Raw genomic sequence first — 20,585 nt, 5'->3', positions numbered from 1 at the left:
CGCATGAGCGAGCACCACGAACCGGAAGAACCGGACCTCTCCGGCGGCCCGGACCACCGGCGGGACGACGGCCCGGCCCGCGGGGACGGCGGCGGCGCAGGCGGAGACCGTGGTGCCGGCGGAGGCGGCGGAGACCGTGGTGCCGGCGGAGGCGGCGGGGACCGTGGTGCCGGCCGCGAGGCCCACACCGCCCGGGTCGTCCACCGTCCGCACGCCGGTCTGCGCGCCGGATGGCGGCACTTCACGCACTCGCCCTTCTTCCCCGCCTCGGTGCTGGTGCTCATCGTCGCGGCGGCAGCCGGACTCTTCGCCGGCTCCTACACCTACGCCATGGCCGACCCCACCCCGCGCGACATCCCGGCGGCCGTGGTGAGCCCCGTGCACGACCGGCAGCAGGCACGCGACTTCGTGAACGGCCTGGAGAAGGAGCTCGGTTCCTCGCTCGAGCTGCGGCGCTACCGCTCGTACGCCCAGGCGAAGCGCGCCGTCGAGGACCAGGAGATCTTCACGGTCCTGCGCTCCCGCACCCCGGGCCGTGTCGAGATGGACCTCTCCAGCGCCGCCGGCGCCTCGGTGGCCGAGGTGCTGCGGGAAGCGGCACCGAAAGTGGGGGAGAAGGTGGGCGTCCGGGTGACCTTCAGGGACCTCAAACCGCTCGGCCCGGGCGACCCGCGCGGCCTGACGATCTTCTACATCACTCTCGCCGCCGGGATCATCGGCTTCATCGGCGCGATCCAACTCAGTGTCAACGTCCCCGACCTCACTCCCGTCGTCCGCCTCTGCTTCATCGCCGTCTACGCGGTGCTCGGCGGCTTCGTCATCGCCGCGACGGTCGGCTGGCTGCTCAAGGCGGTGACGCTGCCGTTCCTCCACTCGTGGCTGATCCTGTCGCTGACGATGTTCACCTCGGCCATGGTCTTCCAGATGTTCAACACCCTCGTCGGGCGCTGGGCGATGATCCCCACCTGGCTCGTGATGGTGCTGATCGGCAACCCTTCCTCGGGCGGTGCGGTGTCCTGGCCGCTGCTGCCGTCCGTACTTGGAGCGGTCGGCCGCTGGCTCCCGCCGGGCGCGTCCGTCAACGCCCAGCACACCGCCGTCTACTTCCCCGACAACGAGCACCTTCTGCCGTATCTGGTGCTGGCCGCCTGGGCGTCGGCGGGGATGGCGGTCTTCCTCACTCTCGACGGCCGTCTGCGGGACGACGGTGACGAGTCCGCGCCGGCGTCGCCCGCGCCGGCGTGACGGGTGCCGCGTCCGCGCTCACGGGGGCGGGCCGGTCCGCTCGCGCCGGTCCGTGCAGGGCCTCGCCGGCCGGTGTACCCGGTCTCGCCGGTCCGTGCCCGTCCGTGCCGACGCGTCCGGAGACGGCTGAGACCCCCGGCCGGGGCGGCGGCCGGGGGTCTCACTCCTGCCGGTGTCACTTCTTCCCGCAGTCCACAAGGACGGGCCGTGTTCTACGAGGAGGGACCGCGTTCTACGAGGAGGGACCGGCGATCACGGGATAGTGGTCGGAGAGGTTCGTGAACGTCCCCTCGGAGGTCTCCCAGGGCGCGGCCTCCTCCTTGACGACCTCGTTCTCCCAGCCCGCCGGGCGGGCGTGGCCGTTGCGGTGCAGCACGTAGTCGAGATCTGACCTGCCCCCGTCCGGGCTCCGCTTCGCCGCGATGGTGTTCTCCTCGTGGTCCATGGAGTAGGGGTGACCCGTACGCGCGTCGGCGGGGGCGAGATCGGCGTCGGCCAGCATCGACCCGTACTCGGAGCCGCGCGAGTCGACGTTGAAGTCGCCCGCGACCATGACCTGTTCGTCCGCGGGGATCGACTTGGAGTCGAGGAAGGAGTCGATCGCCCGGAACTGCTCGGAGCGTATCGACTGCGGCTCACCTTCCCCGCATGCCGAGTCGCCCGCCTGTACGTGTGTGCCGACGACGTGCACGTTGGTGCCGTTCACATCGAGGACGGCATACACGAAGCCCTTGTTGGAGAGGTAGTCGGCGCCGCAGCCGTGGTCGTAGACGAACTGTTCCTTGCGCAGGACCGGCCACTTGCTGAGGATCGTGACGCCGCCGTCCTCGGGGGCGATGTCCGACCAGGAGCCGCCCGTGGCGTCCCATCCGTCCTTGCTCCTGCCCAGCACCGGTGTCTGATGCGGGTACTGGGCGGCGGCCTTCTCCTGGAGGGTGTCCGAGGCGGAGTTCTCGAACGCCTCCTGCAGGACGACGACGTCGTGGCCCTGGAAGAAGTCCGCGTCCGGGATGGCCTCGGACCGGTGGTCCTGGCCCCAGTTGGGGTAGATGAGTTTGTTGAAGAGGAAGGTGTTGTACGACAGCACCTTCAGCCCCGGTGCGTCGGCCTCCGCGGCCGTGGAGCCGCCGGCGGCGGGCGCGGGCGCCGGAGTGCGGGCCTGGTGGCTGTGGGGGGCGGCCGAGGCGCCGGGCGCGCTCAGGGCTACGGCTGCCGCGGCGAACGCCGTCATGGCCGCAACGCCCTTGAGACGGCCGAGTTTTCGCACCCGGCGCGGTGAAGTGGAGGACATCGCATCTCCCGTGGGGGGTGGGGGACTGGTCGGTAACAATCCAATCAAGCGGGCTTGCTCCGTGTAAGCGGTGTGCGCGCAAACTTCTTGCCAACGGGAGGAGTTCGCGGCCTCCGGCGATGCGGGTCCGCGGCAACGCCGCAGGTGAGGGGTCGTGGGGCCGAGCTCCGGCCGGGCCCACGGCCCCGTCCGTCCCGGCCCTGCCGCACCGGTCGCCGGGCAGCCGCGCGAGCACAACTATCGGCACACCGTGCGTGTCTCACTTCCGAACCGTCGCATACGGCGGAGTTGGAGGAATCATGCGCAAACGCTCGCTGTCCACAGGCTTCGTCGGCCTGGCCGTCGCGCTCACCGGCGGCCTCGCCCCCACGGCGGGTGCAGCGCAGCCGTCTTCCGCGTCGGCTTCGGCCTCGTCCGCCACCGCGGCGGCCGGCGAGGCGGGGGCGTCCGTACGGGAGGACTTCAACGGCGACGGCTACCAGGACCTGGCCGTCACCGCCCCCGAGAGTCCCGTCTCCGGCCGCGCCAGGGCCGGTTACATCGTCGTCATGTACGGCTCGCCGACCGGACTCGACGCCGGGTCCAGGACGTTGATCAGCCAGAACACCGCCGGTGTGCCCGGCGCCGCCGAGACCGACGACCGCTTCGGCCAGAAGACGGTCGCCCGGGACCTCGACGGGGACGGACTCACCGACCTCGCGGTCCACAGCTCCGGCGAGGCCGTCGACGCCACGGGCAGCTACGGCACGGTCACCGTCCTGTGGGGCAGCGCGAGCGGAATCAGCGGACAGGGCGCCGCGGTCATCCAGGCGCCCGCCGGCACCAGCGGCTGGGCGGTCGGTGAGAACCTCGCCGCCGGCGACTTCGACGGCGACGGCGACTCCGACCTGGTGATGCGGCACGGCGACGACTGGGAGATGCGCTCCGTACTGTCCGGGCCGTTCACCCGTGCCGGTGCTCCCGCCGCCGAGCAGCAGGTCGACATGTTCAGCACCGACAACGACATCTTCGCCGTTGCCGCGGGCGACATGACCGGCGACGGCGTCGACGACCTGGCGACCTTCCACGCGTACCAGAACCACGCCGAGGGCGGAAAGTTCTGGCGCGGCACCGCCTCCGGCCTCTCCACCACCCCGGTCGCGCTGCCCTCCGCCGCGACCGCGACGGTCGGCGACTTCGACAGGGACGGCAAGGGCGACCTCGCGACCCGTACGGTCCCGGGCAACATCACCGAGGAACTCCCCTACGACGCGGGCACTCTCAAGATCTACTACGGCACGCCGGACGGCCCCAGCAAGACCCGCATCAAGACGATCACGCAGAACACCACGGGCGTCCCCGGTGCAAGCGAGGAGGGCGACCAGTTCGGCGCCCGCCTCGACGCCGGCGACGTGACGGGCGACGGCTACGACGACCTCGCGGTCGGCGTCCCCTTCGAAGCCATCGGCAACAAGGCCGCGGCCGGGGCGACGGTTGTGCTCAAGGGCGCCTCCCTGGCCTCAGGCGGACTCAGCGGCACGGGAGCCAAGGCATTCCACCAGGACACCGCCGGTATCCCCGGGGTCGCCGAGGCAGGTGACCGCTTCGGCGGAGCCGTACGACTGCTCGACGTCACCGGGGACGGCAAGGCCGAACTCGCCGCCGCCGCACCGTACGAGAACGACACCGGCGCCATCTGGTCGCTGCGCGGCACGTCTTCGGGCGCGACCGCGACGGGTTCGACGGCCTACAACCCCGTCGACCTCGGCACCCCGGCCCCGAACGCCCGCTTCGGGTCGGCTTTCGCCAACGAGAACGGCACGTTCCTCTACGCGCCCTGACGGGCCGTAGGGCGGACACTGGGACGGACACCAGGACGGACCGGGCGCACCGCTCACCGGGATGCTCCCGCCGGGCAGGCGGGGGCATCCCGGCGTCCTCTCAGCAGTCGGCCTTCGGTTGTCAGCAGACGCGGCCGGAGCTGAACCAGTCCTGGAAGACGGACCAAGTGCTCTGTCCGACGACGCCGTTGACGGGCAGCCCGGCACAGTTCTGGAACTGCCGCACCCTCATCCGGGTCTTCGCGTCGAAGTTGCCGCTGACCTCGATCATGTCGTCGATGATCAGAGTGTGCAGCAGATAGCACTGGGCCTGCTTGACGGCCGGTCCGGTGTCACCGAGCTGGAGGGTGGGTCTCGCGTTGGAGTACTCGCACTCCTTCGCGGTGGGCCCGGCCGTCCCCTCACCGGCGGTCGCGGTGCCGGCGGACGCCGTACCGGCTGATGCGGCGCAGGCGGCGACGGCGAGCAGTGCGGTCGCGGCTGCGGTGGCGATCCGTGCCTTTGTCCTGGTGCGGTCGGGAGTCATCGGTTCCCCTCTTGGTCAACTGGTCCTCGGTCAACTGGTCCCGGTCACTGGCCGGCCGGGCGAGGGGTGAGTGAGGCCGGTGCGTCGCGCCCCTGCTGTGCTCCGTCCCCCGGGTCGGCACAGGCGCTCAATACTGCTGTGCGGCCCGGCAGTTGAACAGCGGAGCGCAGCATTCCCGGGTGCCTCCGTCGTGACCGCGAAGGAATTCCGCGAGATCGCCTCCCGGAGGTATCCGCCGCCGCAAGTGAGGGCATGAACACGTCAACACACTCGAGCTCTGTCCCCCACCAGGAGGCTGATGTGTTGGTCCGTAATATCGCCCGAGCGGTCCTCGTCGGGCCGCTGACGGCTCTCGTCCTCATGAGCGGCCAGGCAGTGGCCGCCCCGGCGGAGTCGCCGGGCAGCGCGGCCGCGCCCGTGGTCCTCACCTACGACGCCGGCGGCTCGGCCGAGTTCGCCGACGCCGTCGACAGCGGCGTGCAGGTATGGAACGAGAGCGTCACCGGCGTCCGCCTCGAACCGGCCGAGGGCGGTGAGCAGGCGAACGTGAGCATCGTCGCCGACGACGGCTGGCCTCGCGCCGTCACCACCAGCCTCGGCAACGGCATCGTCTACATGGGCCGCGAGGCGGTGCAGCAGGGCTACGACACCACCCGCATCGCCTCCCACGAACTGGGGCACATCCTGGGTCTGCCCGACATCAAGCCGGGCCCGTGCTCCAGCCTGATGTCCGGGTCCACGGCGGGAGTCTCCTGCACCAACCCCAACCCGGACGCCTCGGAGAAGGCCGAGGTGGAGGAGAACTTCGCAGGAGGCTTCGCGGGCGCACCCGACGACCGGCGGGCCAAGGTCTTCGTGGACTGACAGACGGGCGGTGACGCCTGAACCCGTGAACCCGGGAACGGCTCCGAGAGGTTCAACTCCCGGGGCCGTTCCCGCTGTTCACCTGCGGGGCCGAGCCCGTCCGCCGGACGGGAGGACGCGGGCGGGACCACCCCGCGCCGGGCAGCGGGCCCGCCGACGCGCGAGACCACCGGCGAGATCCCGGGCGGTCTGCACCGGGGTCGGCACCGGCGCCGGCGCGGTACCGGGCCCCTGACTGCCGCTGCCCGCGCTAGCGTGAGTGGTGTGACGCTGTTCATCTCCCCTGAGGGGCCGGGCCTCGCCGAGCTGGCACGGCAGGCCATGTCGTCCACCCGGCGCGGCTACGACCTGCTCGCGCCGAAGTTCGACGGCAGCCCGTTCCGGACCCCGGACGAGGTGCTGGACGCCACCGCTCTGGCGCTGCGCCCGCTCGGGCCGTTCGCTGCGGGGCTCGACCTGTGCTGCGGCACCGGCGCCGGTGTCGACCGGGTGCTGCGACGGGTGTGCACCGGCCCTGTCACGGGGCTCGACTTCAGCGAGGGCATGCTCGCGCGGGCCCGCCGGTCGGTGCCGGGTGCGGAGTGGGTGCGTGCCGACGCCCGTGCGCTGCCGGTCCGCGACGCCTTCGACCTGGCCGTCAGCTTCGGGGCGTTCGGCCACTTCCTGCCGCATGAGCGGCCCACCCTGTTCGAGCAGGTCCACGCCGCTCTGCGCCCCGGTGGCCTCTTCGCCTTTCCCGTCGCGGCGCCACCCCGTGTCGGTTCGCGCCAGTACTGGGCGCTGTGGGGATTCGACGCGGCGATGCGGGTGCGCAACGCGCTGTGGCACCCGCGTTTCGTCATGTACTACCGGAGCTTCCGCCTCGCCGAGGTGCGCCGTGACCTGCTCGGCGCGGGCTTCACGGTCACCACCCTCGCCCTGGAGAGCCTCGGCCGCCTGCCGGACGGCAGCCCCCGCTGCCGCCTGGTCCTGGCCCGGCGGCAGGACTGAACTCGCTTCTTGGGACGGCACGTTGCAGCGGCAACGCCCGGCTGACGCTGCACTGTTCAGGCGGTCTCGCCGAGACCCCCGCTGGACGGCGCGGCACTGATGAGCGCTGACCTCGGGCTGCTGCGCGTCGCGGGGCGCGGACCACCCGGCTTGATGACGGGCGAAGCCGCCGGTCGCAGCACCTAGTCTTGCTCCCCATGCGGGTGTGGGTGAGCGGAGCGCGTGGAACGCTCGGTGCCGAGGTCTGCCGGCAGTTGTCAGCCGCAGGGCACGGCGTGATCGAAGCCGACGTCAGGGGTGACGGGGGCGGCACGGTCGATCTGCTGGACCGGCACGCAGTGGCCCGGTCCCTGGAATCGGCCGAAGCGATCATCCACTGCGCCGGAATTCCGAGCCCGGAAGGGGTCGCCCCTGCGGATCTGGTGCATGCCAACACCATGTCCACCTTCAACGCCCTGGAGGAAGGGTGGACGGCCGGAGTCCGCACGGCCGTTCTGGCATCGAGCGGGTCCGTCCACGGGACGGCGTGGTCGCCCGAGCCGCTCACCCATCCCTATGTCCCCGTCGACGAGGACAGCCCCCTGCGGTATGTCGACCCGTACGCGCTGACCAAGGACTTCCTGGAGCGCATGGGTCAGATGTTCGCCCGCCGGGGCATGACCGTGACCGCTCTGCGCTTCCACTGGATCCTCACCCGTGACGAGGTGCGCCGACTCGTCGACAGCGTCCCGGAGGAGGACGGAGCCCGCGGCCTGTGGGGTTATGTCGACCTTGAGGACGCGGCACGGGCCTGCCTGCTCGCCCTGGAGCCACGGGACGGGTACGACGCCTATCAGGCCTTGCTCATCGCCGCGGACGACACCCGCGTGAAGCGCCCCGTCGAACAGCTCCTCGCCGAGCACTGCCCCGGCACCGAACTGCGGGCTTCCCTCACGGGCGAGGCCGGCGGCTTCGACTGCTCTCGCGCACGCCGCGTTATCGGCTGGGAGCCGCGCTCGCGTTGGCGAGACCCGTAGATCGGCCTCACAACGAAAGCTGAGGGGCTGTCGAGCCCAGTTCGGCGCTCCGTCCTGGAGGATCTGCCGCGTACGGCCGAACTGCTGGGGTACGGCGACGGCTCGCCGGCCCGGATACCGGTCCGGAGGCCGACGCCCTCCTGCACCCGCGAAGAAGACAACGGGACGACGGGCGGTCATCCGCCCCTGGGGCTGCTGTGCGGGCTCGGACCGCGTGGTTCGAACCGTGTGGGGCGGCCCAGCGCTTGTAATTGATGAGATGCGTGGAGAGACTGTCGGCGTGTCAGGCCATGGCCCGGGGGAGGTGGAGTGGCCGACCTCGACCGTCGGTTCCGGGCTTTGGCGTGCGCCCACGCCGTCTCGTCATACGGCACCTATCTGAATCTCATCGCGCTGAGCCTCTTCGCATTCGAGGTCACCGGTGGCGCCTTCGGCGTCGGAGTGGTGATGGCGGTGCGTCTGGCCTCCGGCTTCCTGGCCGGTTTCGCCGCCCCCAGGGTGGCTGCGGTGGCGGGCCGCCGCAGCATGATGGTCGGCGCCGACGTCGCGCAGGCTGCGGCAATGACCGTGCTGGTCGTCGTCGCCGGGGACGCCACCGTCTCTCTGCCGCTGGTGGCCGGTGTGGTCGTGGTGCTCGGTGCCGGCAACACGCTCTTCTCGGTCGCCCTGCGCAGTTCGGTGCCCGTGATGGTGGGTGACGCCCGTCGCGGGGAGGCGAACGGGCTGCTGGTGACGCTGCGTTCGTTCGCCACCGTACTCGGATTCGCTTCGGCGACCCCGGTCGTCGCCGTCGGCGGCTATGCGGCGGCGTTCGCGGTCAACGCCGCGAGCTTCGTGGTGTCGGCGGCGGTGCTGCTCATCGCGCGCCCCCGCGTGGACGTGGCGGACCGTACGAACGACGTGAGCGGCTCAGCGGACGCCTCCTCCTGGTCGGAGAACGGCGGAGGGCTGCTGCGCGGACTGCTGGGCCTGCCCGTCGTGCTGATCGGTATGGTCCTGCTCCGCGGCGTCGACGCGCTGGCGTCCTCCTCCCACAACGTCGGCCTGCCGGTGTTGGCTCAGGAGACGTCGCCGTCCGAACCCGCGCTGATGATGACTCAGTTCTGGGCGTCGTGGGCGGTGGGCACACTGCTCGCCCACCAGGTGCTCAAGCGACGCCGCCATACGGGTGGCCGGGTCTGGGACGAGCGGGGTTTCGCGATCGGGACCTGCGCGATGTCCGTGTGTTTCGCCCTCGCCTTCACCGGGTTGCCGGGCATCGCGCTGATGCTCGTGGCGCTCGGCGCCGGCCTCGGCGACGGATATACCGAGATCATCTACACCTCGCGGCTGCAGGAGGCTCCCGACGCCCTGCGCAACCGGGTCTTCGGCATCTCTGCCGCAGCCGAGACCGCCGGATTCACCGTCGGAGCCGTCTCGGCCGCGGCGGCGCTCGACGTGCTGCCCGCCTGGGTCGTCGTCGGCTTCTTCCACGGTCTGGCCGTGTGCGCGGCGTCAACCCTGTTGCTGTTCCTCGCCACCCGCCGAAGGCGCGGTCGGCACCTGTCGAGATCTGGCGCAGACGAAGGAGAGGATGCGCGTGCAGCGCGTACCGGAACCGGCCCTGTACCAGGGTCCTGAGCTGGAGTTGGCCGAGGACGCCCCACGCGACGCAGTCCGGGCCCTGGTGCGTGCCGCGGAAGCGTTCCCCCAGGAGGCGCTGGTCACGGTGGGCCACGACGGGCAGGCCACGAGGCTGCCTTACCCGGAACTGCTGGACCGTGCCCGCCGGTTGCTCACGGGGCTGCGCCGGCACGGGCTGCGTCCCGGGGACGATCTGGTGCTGTGCGGACTGCCCCTGCGCGAGTACTTCCCCGCCTTCTGGGCCGCCCTGCTCGGCGGCGCCCGCCCGGCCGGCATCACGGACCGCGCCGAAGCGGGGTCACCCGCTCTGGAACGGCTCCGGCACACAGCCGAGTTGCTGAATCAGCCGCTGGTCGTCTGCGATGCGGAAGGCGCGTCGGCACTGGCCCGGACATCGCCCGGTCTGCGTGTCGTCTCCGTCGAGGAGTGCCTGGCCCACGAGCCCGCCGAGGACCTCGTGGAGCCGGAGGAGTCCGATGTCGCGCTGCTGATGCTCTCCTCGGGCAGCACCGGTCCACCGAAGGCGGTCCGGATCACCCACCGCGGTCTGGCCGACTTCGCGGCCAGCGCCCCAATGGCACTGGGCATGCGCCCGGGCCACACCACGGTCAACTGGCTCCCGGTCGACCACAGTGGAGCCTTCCTGCTCTACCACCTGCTCCCGGTATTCGCCGGCTGCACCAACGTGCACGCACCCACCGGCCACGTGCTCGCGGAGCCGCTCCGCTGGCTGGACCTGCTCGACGAACACAGCGCGCAGCACAGTTGGGCACCGACCTTCGCCTACCAGTTGATCACGGAGGCATTGGCCGGGCACCCGAGCCGCCGGTGGGATCTCGCCGGAGTCCGGTCTCTGGTGTGCGGCGGCGAGCACCTGTCCCTGCCGGTGCTCCGGCGCTTCTTCGAGGCCACGGCTCCCTTCGGACTGGGCGAGTCCCTTCTGGTGCCCGTCTGGGGAATGGCGGAGACGGTCACGGGAATCACCTACGGCCGGCTCGACCGGCCCGGGACCGTGCACCGGCTCCTCAAGGACAGCCTCGACGGCGATCTGGTCACCGCCGGCGACGACGTGCCGGAGCACGAGTGCGTCACCTTTGTGGCGTCCGGCGCACCGGCGCACGGCGCCGCCCTGCGCGTCGTGGACCCGGAGGGTGCACTCCTGCCGGAGCGCAGGATCGGGCGGCTCCAGGTGTGTTCGGCCGCCCGGATCACACCGGGCTACGTACGCAATCCGGAGGCGGACGCTGCGGCCTTCCCGACGGGACGGGACTGGCTGGAGACGGGCGACCTCGCCTTTCTCGCCGAGGGCCAACTGGTCGTCACGGGCCGGCACAAGGACATGATCATCATGGGCGGCCACAACGTGTACTGCCATGAGGTCGAGGAGGTCCTCGCCGCCGTACCCGGGCTCCGCACCGGGGAGGTGGCCGCCTGCGCGGTCCCGGACCGGAAGAGCGGCACCGAGACACTGGCCGTGTTCTTCACCGGCCGTGGCCCCGGTGAGGACGAGCGCATCACGCGGGAGGTGAAGGCGGCGCTCTTCCGCAGGCTGCGGCTCACCGCGTCCCATGTGGTCCCGGTGCCGCCCGGGGAGTTCCCGAGGACACCGTCGGGAAAGGTGCGCCGCGGTGTGCTGCTCGGCCGCCTGGAGAGCCGACAGGAATCCGAACTGCCCCCGCCGGTCGCCAATCAGCCCGACGCTGTGGTGCGGATGGTCCGGGAAGAACTCGCGGCCGAGCTCGGCACCCCGGTGGACGTCGACGTACCGTTCTACGAACTCGGCCTGACTTCAGTGCAGTTGGTGCGCCTGCGCAGCCGTCTCGAACTACGGCTCGGCAGCGACGTCCCGCAGGTGGCCCTGTTCGAGCACCCCACGGCTGCTTCTCTCGCTCGGCATCTCGCCGGACCGGACGGCGCGGTGGGAAGCCTCGCGGCGGCGCGCAGGTCCGCCCCGGCAGAGGCCGGCGATGACCGGCGGGTGGCGGTCATCGGCATGGCCGCACGTTTCCCCGGGGCGGAATCGGTCGAGCAGTTCTGGACGCTGCTGCGCGACGGTGAGAGCGGCTTGAGGGTTCTGACTCCCGAGGAACTGGCGTCCGCCGGTCTGTCCACTCGACAGATACAGGAGCCCGCCAGGGTGCCCGTGGCGGGTGTCCTGTCGGGAGCCGACGCGTTCGACCCCGATTTCTTCCGTATGACGCCGCGCGAGGCCGAGTTGACCGACCCCGCGCACCGGCTGTTCCTGGAGGTCTGTCACCAGGCGCTGGAGGACGGTGGCCACGAGGCGACCGGACCGGGCACCAGAGTCGGCGTCTTCGCCGGCTCCGGAATGAACCTCTACGGGCATCAGCACCAGAGACCGGGCGGGCCCCTGCCCGACGACGAGCCGGCGACCGGCATGCAGGCGACGATCGGCCGGGAGCCGGACTTCCTCGCCTCGCGGGTCGCCTACCGGCTGGGGCTGACCGGCCCCGCGATCGGCGTCCAGACCGCCTGCTCCTCCTCCCTGGTGGCCGTGCACCTCGGCGTGCGAGCACTGCTCGACGACGACGCGGACATGGTCCTCGTGGGCGCGGCGGCCGTCCACACACCGCAGGAGACGGGCTACCTTCACCACCCGGGCTCGATCCTCTCGCCGACGGGCACCTGCCGGGCCTTCGCCGCGGACGCCGACGGCACCGTCGGGGGCAACGGCGTGGCGGCGGTCCTGCTGAAGCGGCTGGACCGGGCACTGGCGGACGGCGACACGGTGCACGCGGTGATCCGCGGCTCGGCGGTCAACAACGACGGCGCGGCCAAGGCGGGTTTCAGCGCGCCGGGCGTGCCGGGACAGACCGAGGTCGTGCGGCGGGCGCTGAGCAATGCGGGCGTACCGGCCCGGTCCGTCTCGTACGTGGAGGGGCACGGCACAGGCACGCCGCTCGGCGACCCGGTGGAGTTCGAGGCGCTGGCGCGCGCGCTCGGGGAGGGAACCGGCGACACCGGCTTCTGCGCCCTCGGCTCGGTGAAGCCGGCCATCGGGCACCTCGACAGCTGTGCCGGCATGGCAGGGCTCATCAAGACGGTGCTGATGCTGCGGCATCGCACCCTGGTACCGACCCGGAACCTGGACCGCCCCAACCCCGCCCTCGCTCTGGAGCGCGGCCCTCTGGTCCTCGCGACGGAGCTCCGGCACTGGCGGACGCCGGCCGGCCTGCCCCGGCGGGCCGGGGTCAGCGCCCTGGGAGTCGGCGGCACCAACGCCCATGTCGTGCTGGAGGAGGCCCCCGAGCCGCCGGACCCGCACGTGTCCGCCCACCCCGTGCTGGTACCGGTCTCCGCGAACGACGCGGACATGCTGGCGGAGCGCACCGCCCGGCTCAGCGAACACCTGCGGCAGCATCCCGGCCTGTCCGCCGTGGACGTGGCCGCCACCCAGGCACTGGGGCGCAAGCACCGCGGGGTGCGTACCGCCGTCGTCGCAAGGACCACGGAGGAACTCGCGCGGGCGCTGGCACAGCCGGTGCCGCGGGCCTCCGCCGGGCCCCTGGAGTCGCTGACCTTCGCGTTCCCCGGGCAGGGCAGCGCCCGCCGGGCAGAGATGCGGGACCTCTACGCCGCCTTCCCCGAGGCCCAGCGGGTACTGGACCGCTGCGCGGAGATCTTCGCCGACGAGTTCGGCGGCACGCTGCTGCCCCTGCTCACCGAGGAGGACGGTTCCGCGGACGACGGTCCGTGGCCCACCGAAACCGCGCAACCTGCTCTGTTCGCACAGCAGATGGCCCTGACGGAGCTCTGGCGGGCCTTCGGGATCGTCCCGGGACTGCTGCTCGGTCACAGCGTCGGCGAGTACGCGGCACTCTGTGCGGGCGGGGCGATGTCGCTGGAGGACGGCCTGCGCCTCACGGCCTGGCGCGGACGGCTCATGCAGCGGCACTGCCCACCGGGGAGCATGCTCGCGGTCCGGTGCGGCGCCGACGAGGCGCGCCGGATCGCGCGCCTCGCGGGTGCCGAAGTCGCCGCGTGCAACGGGCCGCGCGCCCAGGTCGTCGCCGGTTCGGGCGAGGCCCTCGACGAGGCGGCGCGGCTGCTGGCCGAGGAGGGGCTGCAGTGGCGGGCGCTCCCGGTGGACCGGGCCTTCCACTCCGCCGACCTCGACGAGGCGATCGACGCCTTCCGTCCCCACGCGGAGCGAACGCAGTTCGGACCGCTCCACACGGCTGTCGTGACGGGCGTGGACGGCCGGCTTCAGCCCGCCGGCTGGGTGCCCGGCGTCGACTACTTGTGCCGACAGGCGCGGCAGCCGGTCCGGTTCGACCTCATCATGACCACCGCCAAGGCGCACAAGGCGGCCGACTTCCTGCACATGGGGGCGGGGGCCGGCCTCGCAGGGCTGGGACGGCACTGCCTTCCCGACAGCCGGTGGCTGGCAGGCCAGGGGGAGCATTCCGACCAGATCGGCGGGGTGCTGGGGACACTGGCCGAGCTGTACCGGCGAGGTGCGGAGCCGAACTGGCACGCCGTCGTCCGGTCAGGTGGCCGGGTGCCCCTGCCGGGCCACCCGCTGCGCCGACGCAGTTTCGCTCCGGCCCCTGTACGGTCCGCGGACGCGTCCGGACCTGCCGACGAGCGGCAGACGCCGTCAGTCACGAAGGACAGGACGCCGCCGCCCGGGTCGGCCGGTTCGGACGACGTACTGCGGACCCTGTGCGAACTGACCGGCACCAAGCTGGGAATCGAGGTGTCGGCGGTGCACCCCGACGGCTCGTTCTTCGCACTCGGCGCGGACTCGCTCTCGCTGATGGGCCTCACGGCGGACATCGAGCGCCGGTACGGCGTCCGGGTGCCCATCCGGGAACTGTTCTCGGGTGCCGACACGCCACGCGCCCTGGCCGGCCTGGTCTCCGCGCGCACAGCCGTCCCAGCGGCCTCGCCGGCTCCCGCGGCGGACAACGCAACCCTGCCGTGCGAGGTGGCCGCCGCGGTCACGGAGCTGCCCGGTGAGGCGCCCGCCCGGCCGGACGTACCGCGGAACCCCCGCACCGCACCGGCCGCCGATGCTCCGGCGGCCGACGCCCCGGCTGCCGACGCCCCGGCCAAGGCGGAACTCTACGAGCTCTTCACGCGCCAACTGCACCTGACGGAGCAACTCGTCGAGAACGTGTCCGGGGTGCTCTCCGCCCAGCTCGACCTGCTGCGAGGAGGCGGCGCGGCCACCGCGCCTCCACAGGCCCGCGAACCTGCGACCGCGGCCGGTCCGGCCGTCACCGGCCGGCCGGAAACACCGATACCGGCGCCACCGACATCAGCATCACCGCCCCAGCAGCCCGCGCCGCCCCGACATGACGCAACAACACAGCAATCCGTACCCGAATCGGCAACGGCTCCTCCGCCGAACCCCGGGTGCGACTTCAGCCTGTACTTCTTCGGCGACTACCCCGACGACGCCGAGCAGGACAAGTACGGCCTCATCCTGGCGGCGGCCGAGTACGCGGACACGCAGGGATTCCACGCGCTGTGGTTCCCCGAGCGGCACTTCAACTCGTTCGGGGCCCTGTTCCCCAACCCCTCAGTGCTCGCTGCCGCGTTGGCGGCCCGCACGGAGCGCATCCGGCTGCACGCCGGCTCGGTGGTGCTGCCGCTCCATCACCCGGTCCGGGTCGCGGAGGAGTGGTCGGTGGTCGACAACCTCTCAGGCGGCAGAGTCGGTCTGTGCTTCGCCAGCGGCTGGCACGCGACGGACTTCGCCCTGGCTCCGGAGAACTTCGGCCGGCACCGCGAAGTCATGTACGAGCAGATGGAAACGGTGCGCGCCCTCTGGGCCGGTGACCCGCACACGGTGACCGGAGGCGACGGCCGGCCCGCCGAGATACGCCTGCACCCGCGCCCGATCCAGGAACAGCCGCCCATGTACGTGGCCGTGGTGGGCAACCCGGACAGCTACCGCCTGGCAGCGGCGAACGATCTCGGCATCGTCACCAACCTGATGGCCCAGACCGTCGAGCAACTCGCTCAGAACATCGCGCTGTACCGCCGGACCCGCGCCGAGCACGGGCTGGACCCAGCGGCCGGCAGGGTCGTGGTGCTGGTGCACACCTATCTCGGCGAGGACGCCGCACAGGCGCGGGAGGAGGCGTACCGGCCGTTCGTCTCCTACCTCCGCTCCACGCTGTCCCTGTTCAACCAGGTCACCAACAGCCTGGGGTTCGAGATCGACCTGGAGAACTCCGAGGACGAGGACGTCGAGTTCCTGCTCGGCCGTGCCTACGAGCGGTACTGCGACTCCCGTGCCCTGATCGGCGACGAGAAGTCCGCGGCCGGGATCGTACGGCAGTTGACCGCCGCCGGAGCCGACGAGGTCGCCTGCTTCGTCGACTTCGGAGTACCTGCCCAGCGGGTGCTGGACGCGCTGCCGATGATCGACCGGCTGCGGCGCGGCACTCCAGGCTCGCCGGGCGCGGAGGAACTTCCGGCGAAGGAAGCGACGAAGCCGCCGACGGCGGGGACGAACCCACCCTCGGCGCGGGCGCCGTTGTCCCCGGCGCAGCGGCGCATGTGGTTCCTGGAACAACTGCACCCCGGCACGAGCATGTACCACGAGCCGAAAGCCGTCCGGCTCGACGGCCCGCTGGATGTGGCGGCACTGCAGTGGGCGGTCAGGCAACTCCCGGGACGGCACCCGGCGTTGCGCACGGTCTTCCGTTGCGATGACGGGATCCCCTACCGCGAGACGCTGTCCTCGGTCCGGCTGGACTGCCCGGTCACCGACAGTGCGGGCGCCGACGAGGAGCAGGCCCTGCGGAGCGCCCTGCACACGGACGGGCGGCAGACTTTCGACCTGGGTGAAGGCCCGTTGATCTCGACGCGACTGCTGCGGCTGTCGGACGAGCGCCACTTGCTGTTCCTGATGGCGCACCACATCGTGTTCGACTCGTCGTCCACGTCCGTTCTGATCCGGGACCTCGCCACCTGCTACCGCGCACGGGTCGCAGGACGACCGGCGCCGGAGCCTCCGGCGCACCGGGGCCCCACCCCCGTTCCGGCTCCCGGAGCCACGGCTGCCGCTCTGGAGTTCTGGCAGCGTGAACTGAGCGGCGCTCCGGAGCTGACGCTGCCGGCCGACCGGCCGCGACCAGCGGTCCGCTCCGGCGCCGGCGCCGCCCTGACACACGACCTGGACGCCGGCCTCGTCACGGCGCTGCAGCGCCTCGCCGCCGGTCACCGGGCGACGCTGTTCATGGCGACGGCCGCCGCGGTCGCCGCTGTCGTCGGCCGGTTCGGCGGTCTGGAGGACGTCGTGCTGGGCACCGCGGTCACCGCGCGGCCGCCGGAGGCCGAAGACGAGGTCGGGCTCTTCCTCGACACGGTCGCGCTGCGCCTCAGGCTCGACGGCGACCCGGACTTCGGGGAGTTGCTGCGCCGTGTACGGGAGACGAGCACGGCGGCGTACGAGCACCGTGACGTGCCCTTCGACGAACTGGTGGCCGCGCTCAATCCGCACCGCGACCCGGGTCGCAACCCGCTCTTCCAGGTGCTCGTGGAGTACGAGGACGAGGGGCGGGTCGACTTCGCACCGCCGGACGTCCAGGCTGCCCTGCTGGACGTCCCCAGCTCCCGCGCTCCGTTCGACCTCAGCTTCTACCTCACTCGTCACCCGGACGGCCTGCGCCTGATGGTGGAGTACGACACGGAGCTCTTCGAAGCGGGCACAGTTCGCAGGTTCGTCGACTACGTGGAGCAGATGCTGCGCCGGGCCGTGAACGACCCCAGCAGCCCGCTGTCCGCGCTGACCGCCGTGACCGGCGCCGACCGCACCAGGCTTGCGGAGCTCGGCGGGCACGGCCAGGCCGTCTCCGGACCGGAGGACACCCTGCACGGACTGTTCGAAGGACAAGCGAGCCGGTGCCCGGACGCCACCGCGCTGGTCACCGACGACGACACGGTGAGCTACCAGGAACTCGACAGCCGGGCTGAGGCGTTGTCCCGCCTGCTGCGGGGACAGGGTGCGGGTCGCGGTGAGCGGGTGGCGATCCTGCTGCCTCGCGGCGCTGAGCTGATCATCGCGATCCTCGCGGTCCTCAAGAGCGGTGCCGCCTACCTGCCGCTCGATCCGTCTGCGCCCGGCCGACGCATCGCTGGACTGCTCGAGGACGGCGCCCCGGTGCTGGTGCTCACGACTGAGGAACTGTGGCAACGCCTCCCGGCGGTCGGCTCGTTCACCGTGCGGTTCCTGGACGGCACCGTCCGGGCCGGAGCCGGGGACGAGCTGTCCCCGGAAACCGGCGAGGACGCAGCCGGACCCGCCGTGGCGCCGGAAGACCCCGCCTATCTCATCCACACCTCCGGCTCCACGGGAGGCCCGAAGGGCGTCCTCGTGCCGCACCGCGGTCCGGCGGCGCTGATCAGCGCGCATCTTCGGGCGCATCCCCCGCTGCGGACTCTGCAGTGGACCTCACCGACATTCGACGTCAGCGTCCAGGAGATCTTCACCACTCTCGCCGCCGGCGCCGCTCTGGTGCTCATCGAGGACGAAGCGCGCAACGATCCGCACCGCGTGGTGGACGTGGTGCGCCGAGAGGGCGTGCAGCGCCTGTTCATGCCGTTCACCCCGCTGAAGTACCTGATGGAGTCGGAGCCACGTGTGCCGTCACTGCGGGAGATCTTCTGCGCAGGCGAACCTCTTCGGCTGGGGCCCGCATTCCAGCACTTCCTCGCCTCGCATCCGCAGTGTGTCCTCCACAACCAGTACGGGCCCACGGAGACCTCCGTCATCGTCACCTCCCACCGGGTCGACCCCACAGCCGGCGACCGGCCGCCCATCGGCACTCCCGTACCGGGCGCCCGGATACGGCTGCTGGACGGCGAGGGCCGCGAGGTGCCGGTCGGATCGGTCGGGGAGATCAATGTGACCGGCGCACCGGTCGCCCTTGGATACCACCGGCGCCCCGAGGAGACCGCCCGCGCCTTCCTGCCGGACGACGCGGGCGGCACCATGTACCGCACGGGGGACTTGGCCCGCTGGCGCGGCGACGGCGAGCTGGAGTACCGCGGGCGGGTCGACGAGCAGGTCAAGGTGCGCGGACACCGGGTGGAGCCCGGCGAGGTGCAGGCCGCGCTGAACGGTGTGTCCGGGGTCCTCGACGCCGCCGTCCTTCCACGGAGGGACCGGCACGGGGACGTCGAGCTCGTCGCCTACGTCGTCCCCGCCGACCCTTCGCACGACCTGGAAGAGCTACGGGCGTCCCTGGCCTCGGAACTGCCCGGGCACCTGGTGCCGGGGCGCTGGGTCGCTCTGGAGCGTCTCCCGGTCAGTTCCTCGGGGAAACTCGACCGCTCCCGCCTGCCCGGCCCGGCGACTGCCGACAGCCTGCGTGCGGCCGCCCCCGGTACGGGCACCGCCCCGGCCACCGCGTCGGAGAAGTCGCTGCACGAACTCTGGGCGGGCGAACTCGACTTGCGGGAGGTGCCGGTGGACCGCTCGTTCTTCGAGCTCGGTGGTCACTCGCTGAGCGCCGTACGCCTGCTCAACCGCATGCGCGAGGAGCTGGGCGTCGACTTGTCCATGGCGGAGTTCTTCCGCCGCCCCACCATCCGCGCGGTCGCGGCCGAAGACGAACAGCCTGCCTGCGGCCCGACCGTGATCGCCACCGCGCCCGCGACCTCCTTGCAGCGCAGGTTGTGGCAGCGGCACCACGAGCGCGACAGGCCGGAGGTCTACAACGTCGCGCACCGGACGGACATCCGGGGAGACCTGGACACCCGTGCTCTGGAGCGCGCGCTCGACGAGCTCGTACGGCGTCACGACGCCCTGCGCAGCCGTGTGGTGATCCGGGAAGGGCAGCCATGGGTGGAGGTGCTCGACGAACTCCCGGTGCGGCTGCCCGTCGAGAATCTCCCGTCGGCCACCGACCATGGTGAGGCGCCGGTGGCCCGGTTCCTCCAGGACGCCTACCGGCCCTTCGAGATGAACCGGGCGCCGCTGTTCCGGTTCCGTCTCGCCCTGGTGGCGCCGGGCCACTGGGTGCTGCTCAGCGTGCTGCACCACGCGGTGTGCGACGGGTGGTCGATGGGTATCGTCCGTAGCGAAATCGAGCTGCTGTACCGAGAGTTCCGGTCCGGCTCCGAGACGCTTCCGGCCGCTCCGGCCGGGCAGTTCACCGAGGTGGCGCATACCGAGCACGGGCTGCCGGAACGTCGCCGGGCAGAGCTGGAGGGCTTCTGGCGCGGGGAGTTGGAGGGCGCGTCGCTGCGTCCCCGACTTCCCGCAGACCGGCCGCGTCCCGCCCTGCTCTCCGGACGTGGGGGGCTGCACCGCTTCGTGATCGACGGTGAGATGCCGCGGCTGGTCGCCGAGTGCGCCACAGCTTCGGGCTCCACCCCCTACTCGGTGCTCGCCGCGGCGTTCTCGGTGTGGCTGGCGAGAACGTGCGAGGGTGACGGGGACGTCGTCCTTGCCGCTTCGAGCACCAACCGGATGCGCCCGGAGCATGCCGAGGTGGTCGGGATGATCGGGGACGCGGTGCTGCTGCGGGCACGGCTCGGCGAGGCCGTCACCTTCGCGGACCTGGTGACGCAGCTCGGTACGACGCTCTTCACCGTCCTCGAACGGCAGGAACTCCCCCTCACCGAGGTGGTGCGCCTGGTGGCCCCCGATGTCGCCGAGGGGCTTTTCCCCACGGTGCTCTTCACGGTGGTGACGACGCCGACACCACAGCTCCGCCTGGACGGCGCGACCACGACGGTCGAGGACCTTCCCACTCGGGGGACGGCCCGCAACGAGTTGTACGTCGTGCTCGTACCGCGGGAGGAGGCGATCGAGGTGGCCTTCGAGTATTCCGCCGACCTCTTCACGCCCGCGACTGTCGCCGCTTGGGGTGAGCGCTTCGCCGCAACTCTGGCGGAGCTTGTACGGGACCCCGCGAAGGAGCTGCCGAAACTGACGTCCTGACACCGTCGCCCCCGCCGGCGGACGGGGACGCGACCACCGTGCCGAGGGTGGGGTCGGGGTCATCTGCTCCCACTCGCCCGCACAGCCCGCAAGGCCGTGAAGGAGTACGACCGAACTGGTTCGGCCACGGTCTTAGAAGGTCGCTCCAGACGGTCCAGCGACGTCAGCGCCATGTAGACGCACTTGAGTGCGGCTGTACACGCTTCACGTATTGGCGCACCTGCTCGGGCATGCGCTGCGGGGAGCTGGTTGGCCTCTGCTGGTCCACGGTGGATCTGGAGAA

General features: G+C 71.7%; 9 protein-coding genes. 7 read left to right on the top strand and 2 right to left on the bottom strand.

Translation table 11 applies throughout. The annotated features are described in order from the left end of the window. Positions 1-3: 3 nt before the first annotated feature. Positions 4-1,245 (top strand): ABC-2 transporter permease, encoded by a 1,242-nt coding sequence (locus H343_RS33075; RefSeq protein WP_158679624.1) that lies wholly within the window; start codon positions 4-6, stop codon positions 1,243-1,245. A 232-nt stretch (positions 1,246-1,477) separates the two neighbouring features. Here the strand turns inward: H343_RS33075 and sph are convergent, their stop codons facing one another. Then, positions 1,478-2,536 carry a sphingomyelin phosphodiesterase gene (sph, locus tag H343_RS0126775; RefSeq protein WP_078506140.1) on the bottom strand — a complete coding sequence of 353 codons (1,059 nt, stop codon included), beginning with the start codon at positions 2,534-2,536 and terminating at the stop codon, positions 1,478-1,480. A gap of 299 nt (positions 2,537-2,835) precedes the next feature. Here sph and H343_RS0126770 point away from each other — a divergent pair, with 299 nt between their 5' ends. Beyond that, a complete protein-coding gene (locus H343_RS0126770) occupies positions 2,836-4,356 on the top strand; it encodes an FG-GAP-like repeat-containing protein (protein WP_028433636.1) in 1,521 nt (506 codons plus the stop codon). A gap of 121 nt (positions 4,357-4,477) precedes the next feature. Here H343_RS0126770 and H343_RS33695 read toward each other — a convergent pair whose 3' ends face one another. Further along, entirely contained in the window at positions 4,478-4,882 is a 405-nt protein-coding gene (locus H343_RS33695; protein WP_051266124.1) for a peptidoglycan-binding domain-containing protein, read from the bottom strand. 300 nt (positions 4,883-5,182) lie between these two features. Here H343_RS33695 and H343_RS0126760 point away from each other — a divergent pair, with 300 nt between their 5' ends. The 5 genes from H343_RS0126760 to H343_RS33060 all read left to right on the top strand — a co-directional run bounded on the left by H343_RS0126760 (position 5,183) and on the right by H343_RS33060 (position 20,302). Next, on the top strand, positions 5,183-5,746 hold the full coding sequence (locus H343_RS0126760) for a snapalysin family zinc-dependent metalloprotease (protein ID WP_486587067.1): 564 nt from the start codon (positions 5,183-5,185) through the stop codon (positions 5,744-5,746). 321 nt (positions 5,747-6,067) lie between these two features. After that, positions 6,068-6,736: a class I SAM-dependent methyltransferase gene (locus tag H343_RS0126755; RefSeq protein ID WP_051266188.1), complete on the top strand. Its 669-nt coding sequence runs from the start codon at positions 6,068-6,070 to the stop codon at positions 6,734-6,736. Positions 6,737-6,933: 197 nt separating this feature from the next. Beyond that, positions 6,934-7,752, top strand: a complete 819-nt coding sequence (locus H343_RS33065) for an NAD-dependent epimerase/dehydratase family protein (RefSeq protein ID WP_078506138.1) — start codon at positions 6,934-6,936, stop codon at positions 7,750-7,752. A gap of 309 nt (positions 7,753-8,061) precedes the next feature. Further along, complete coding sequence (locus H343_RS0126745; protein WP_106958958.1) at positions 8,062-9,372, top strand: MFS transporter; 1,311 nt, start codon at positions 8,062-8,064, stop codon at positions 9,370-9,372. Next, positions 9,332-20,302 carry a hybrid non-ribosomal peptide synthetase/type I polyketide synthase gene (locus tag H343_RS33060; protein WP_051266185.1) on the top strand — a complete coding sequence of 3,657 codons (10,971 nt, stop codon included), beginning with the start codon at positions 9,332-9,334 and terminating at the stop codon, positions 20,300-20,302. Before H343_RS0126745 ends, H343_RS33060 begins: the two co-directional genes overlap by 41 nt. Positions 20,303-20,585 lie beyond the last annotated feature (283 nt).

The sequence above is a fragment of the Streptomyces sp. TAA204 genome (assembly GCF_000424965.1).
Note: the sequence above shows the minus strand (reverse complement) of the source record. Positions and strands in the feature narration are given on the sequence as shown.

Coding starts and splice junctions, on each gene's coding strand:
- H343_RS33695 (WP_051266124.1), bottom strand. CDS start 4,882: ATGACTCCCGACCGCACCAGGACAAAGGCACGGATCGCCACCGCAGCC.
- sph (WP_078506140.1), bottom strand. CDS start 2,536: ATGTCCTCCACTTCACCGCGCCGGGTGCGAAAACTCGGCCGTCTCAAG.
- H343_RS33075 (WP_158679624.1), top strand. CDS start 4: ATGAGCGAGCACCACGAACCGGAAGAACCGGACCTCTCCGGCGGCCCG.
- H343_RS0126770 (WP_028433636.1), top strand. CDS start 2,836: ATGCGCAAACGCTCGCTGTCCACAGGCTTCGTCGGCCTGGCCGTCGCG.
- H343_RS0126755 (WP_051266188.1), top strand. CDS start 6,068: ATGTCGTCCACCCGGCGCGGCTACGACCTGCTCGCGCCGAAGTTCGAC.
- H343_RS33065 (WP_078506138.1), top strand. CDS start 6,934: ATGCGGGTGTGGGTGAGCGGAGCGCGTGGAACGCTCGGTGCCGAGGTC.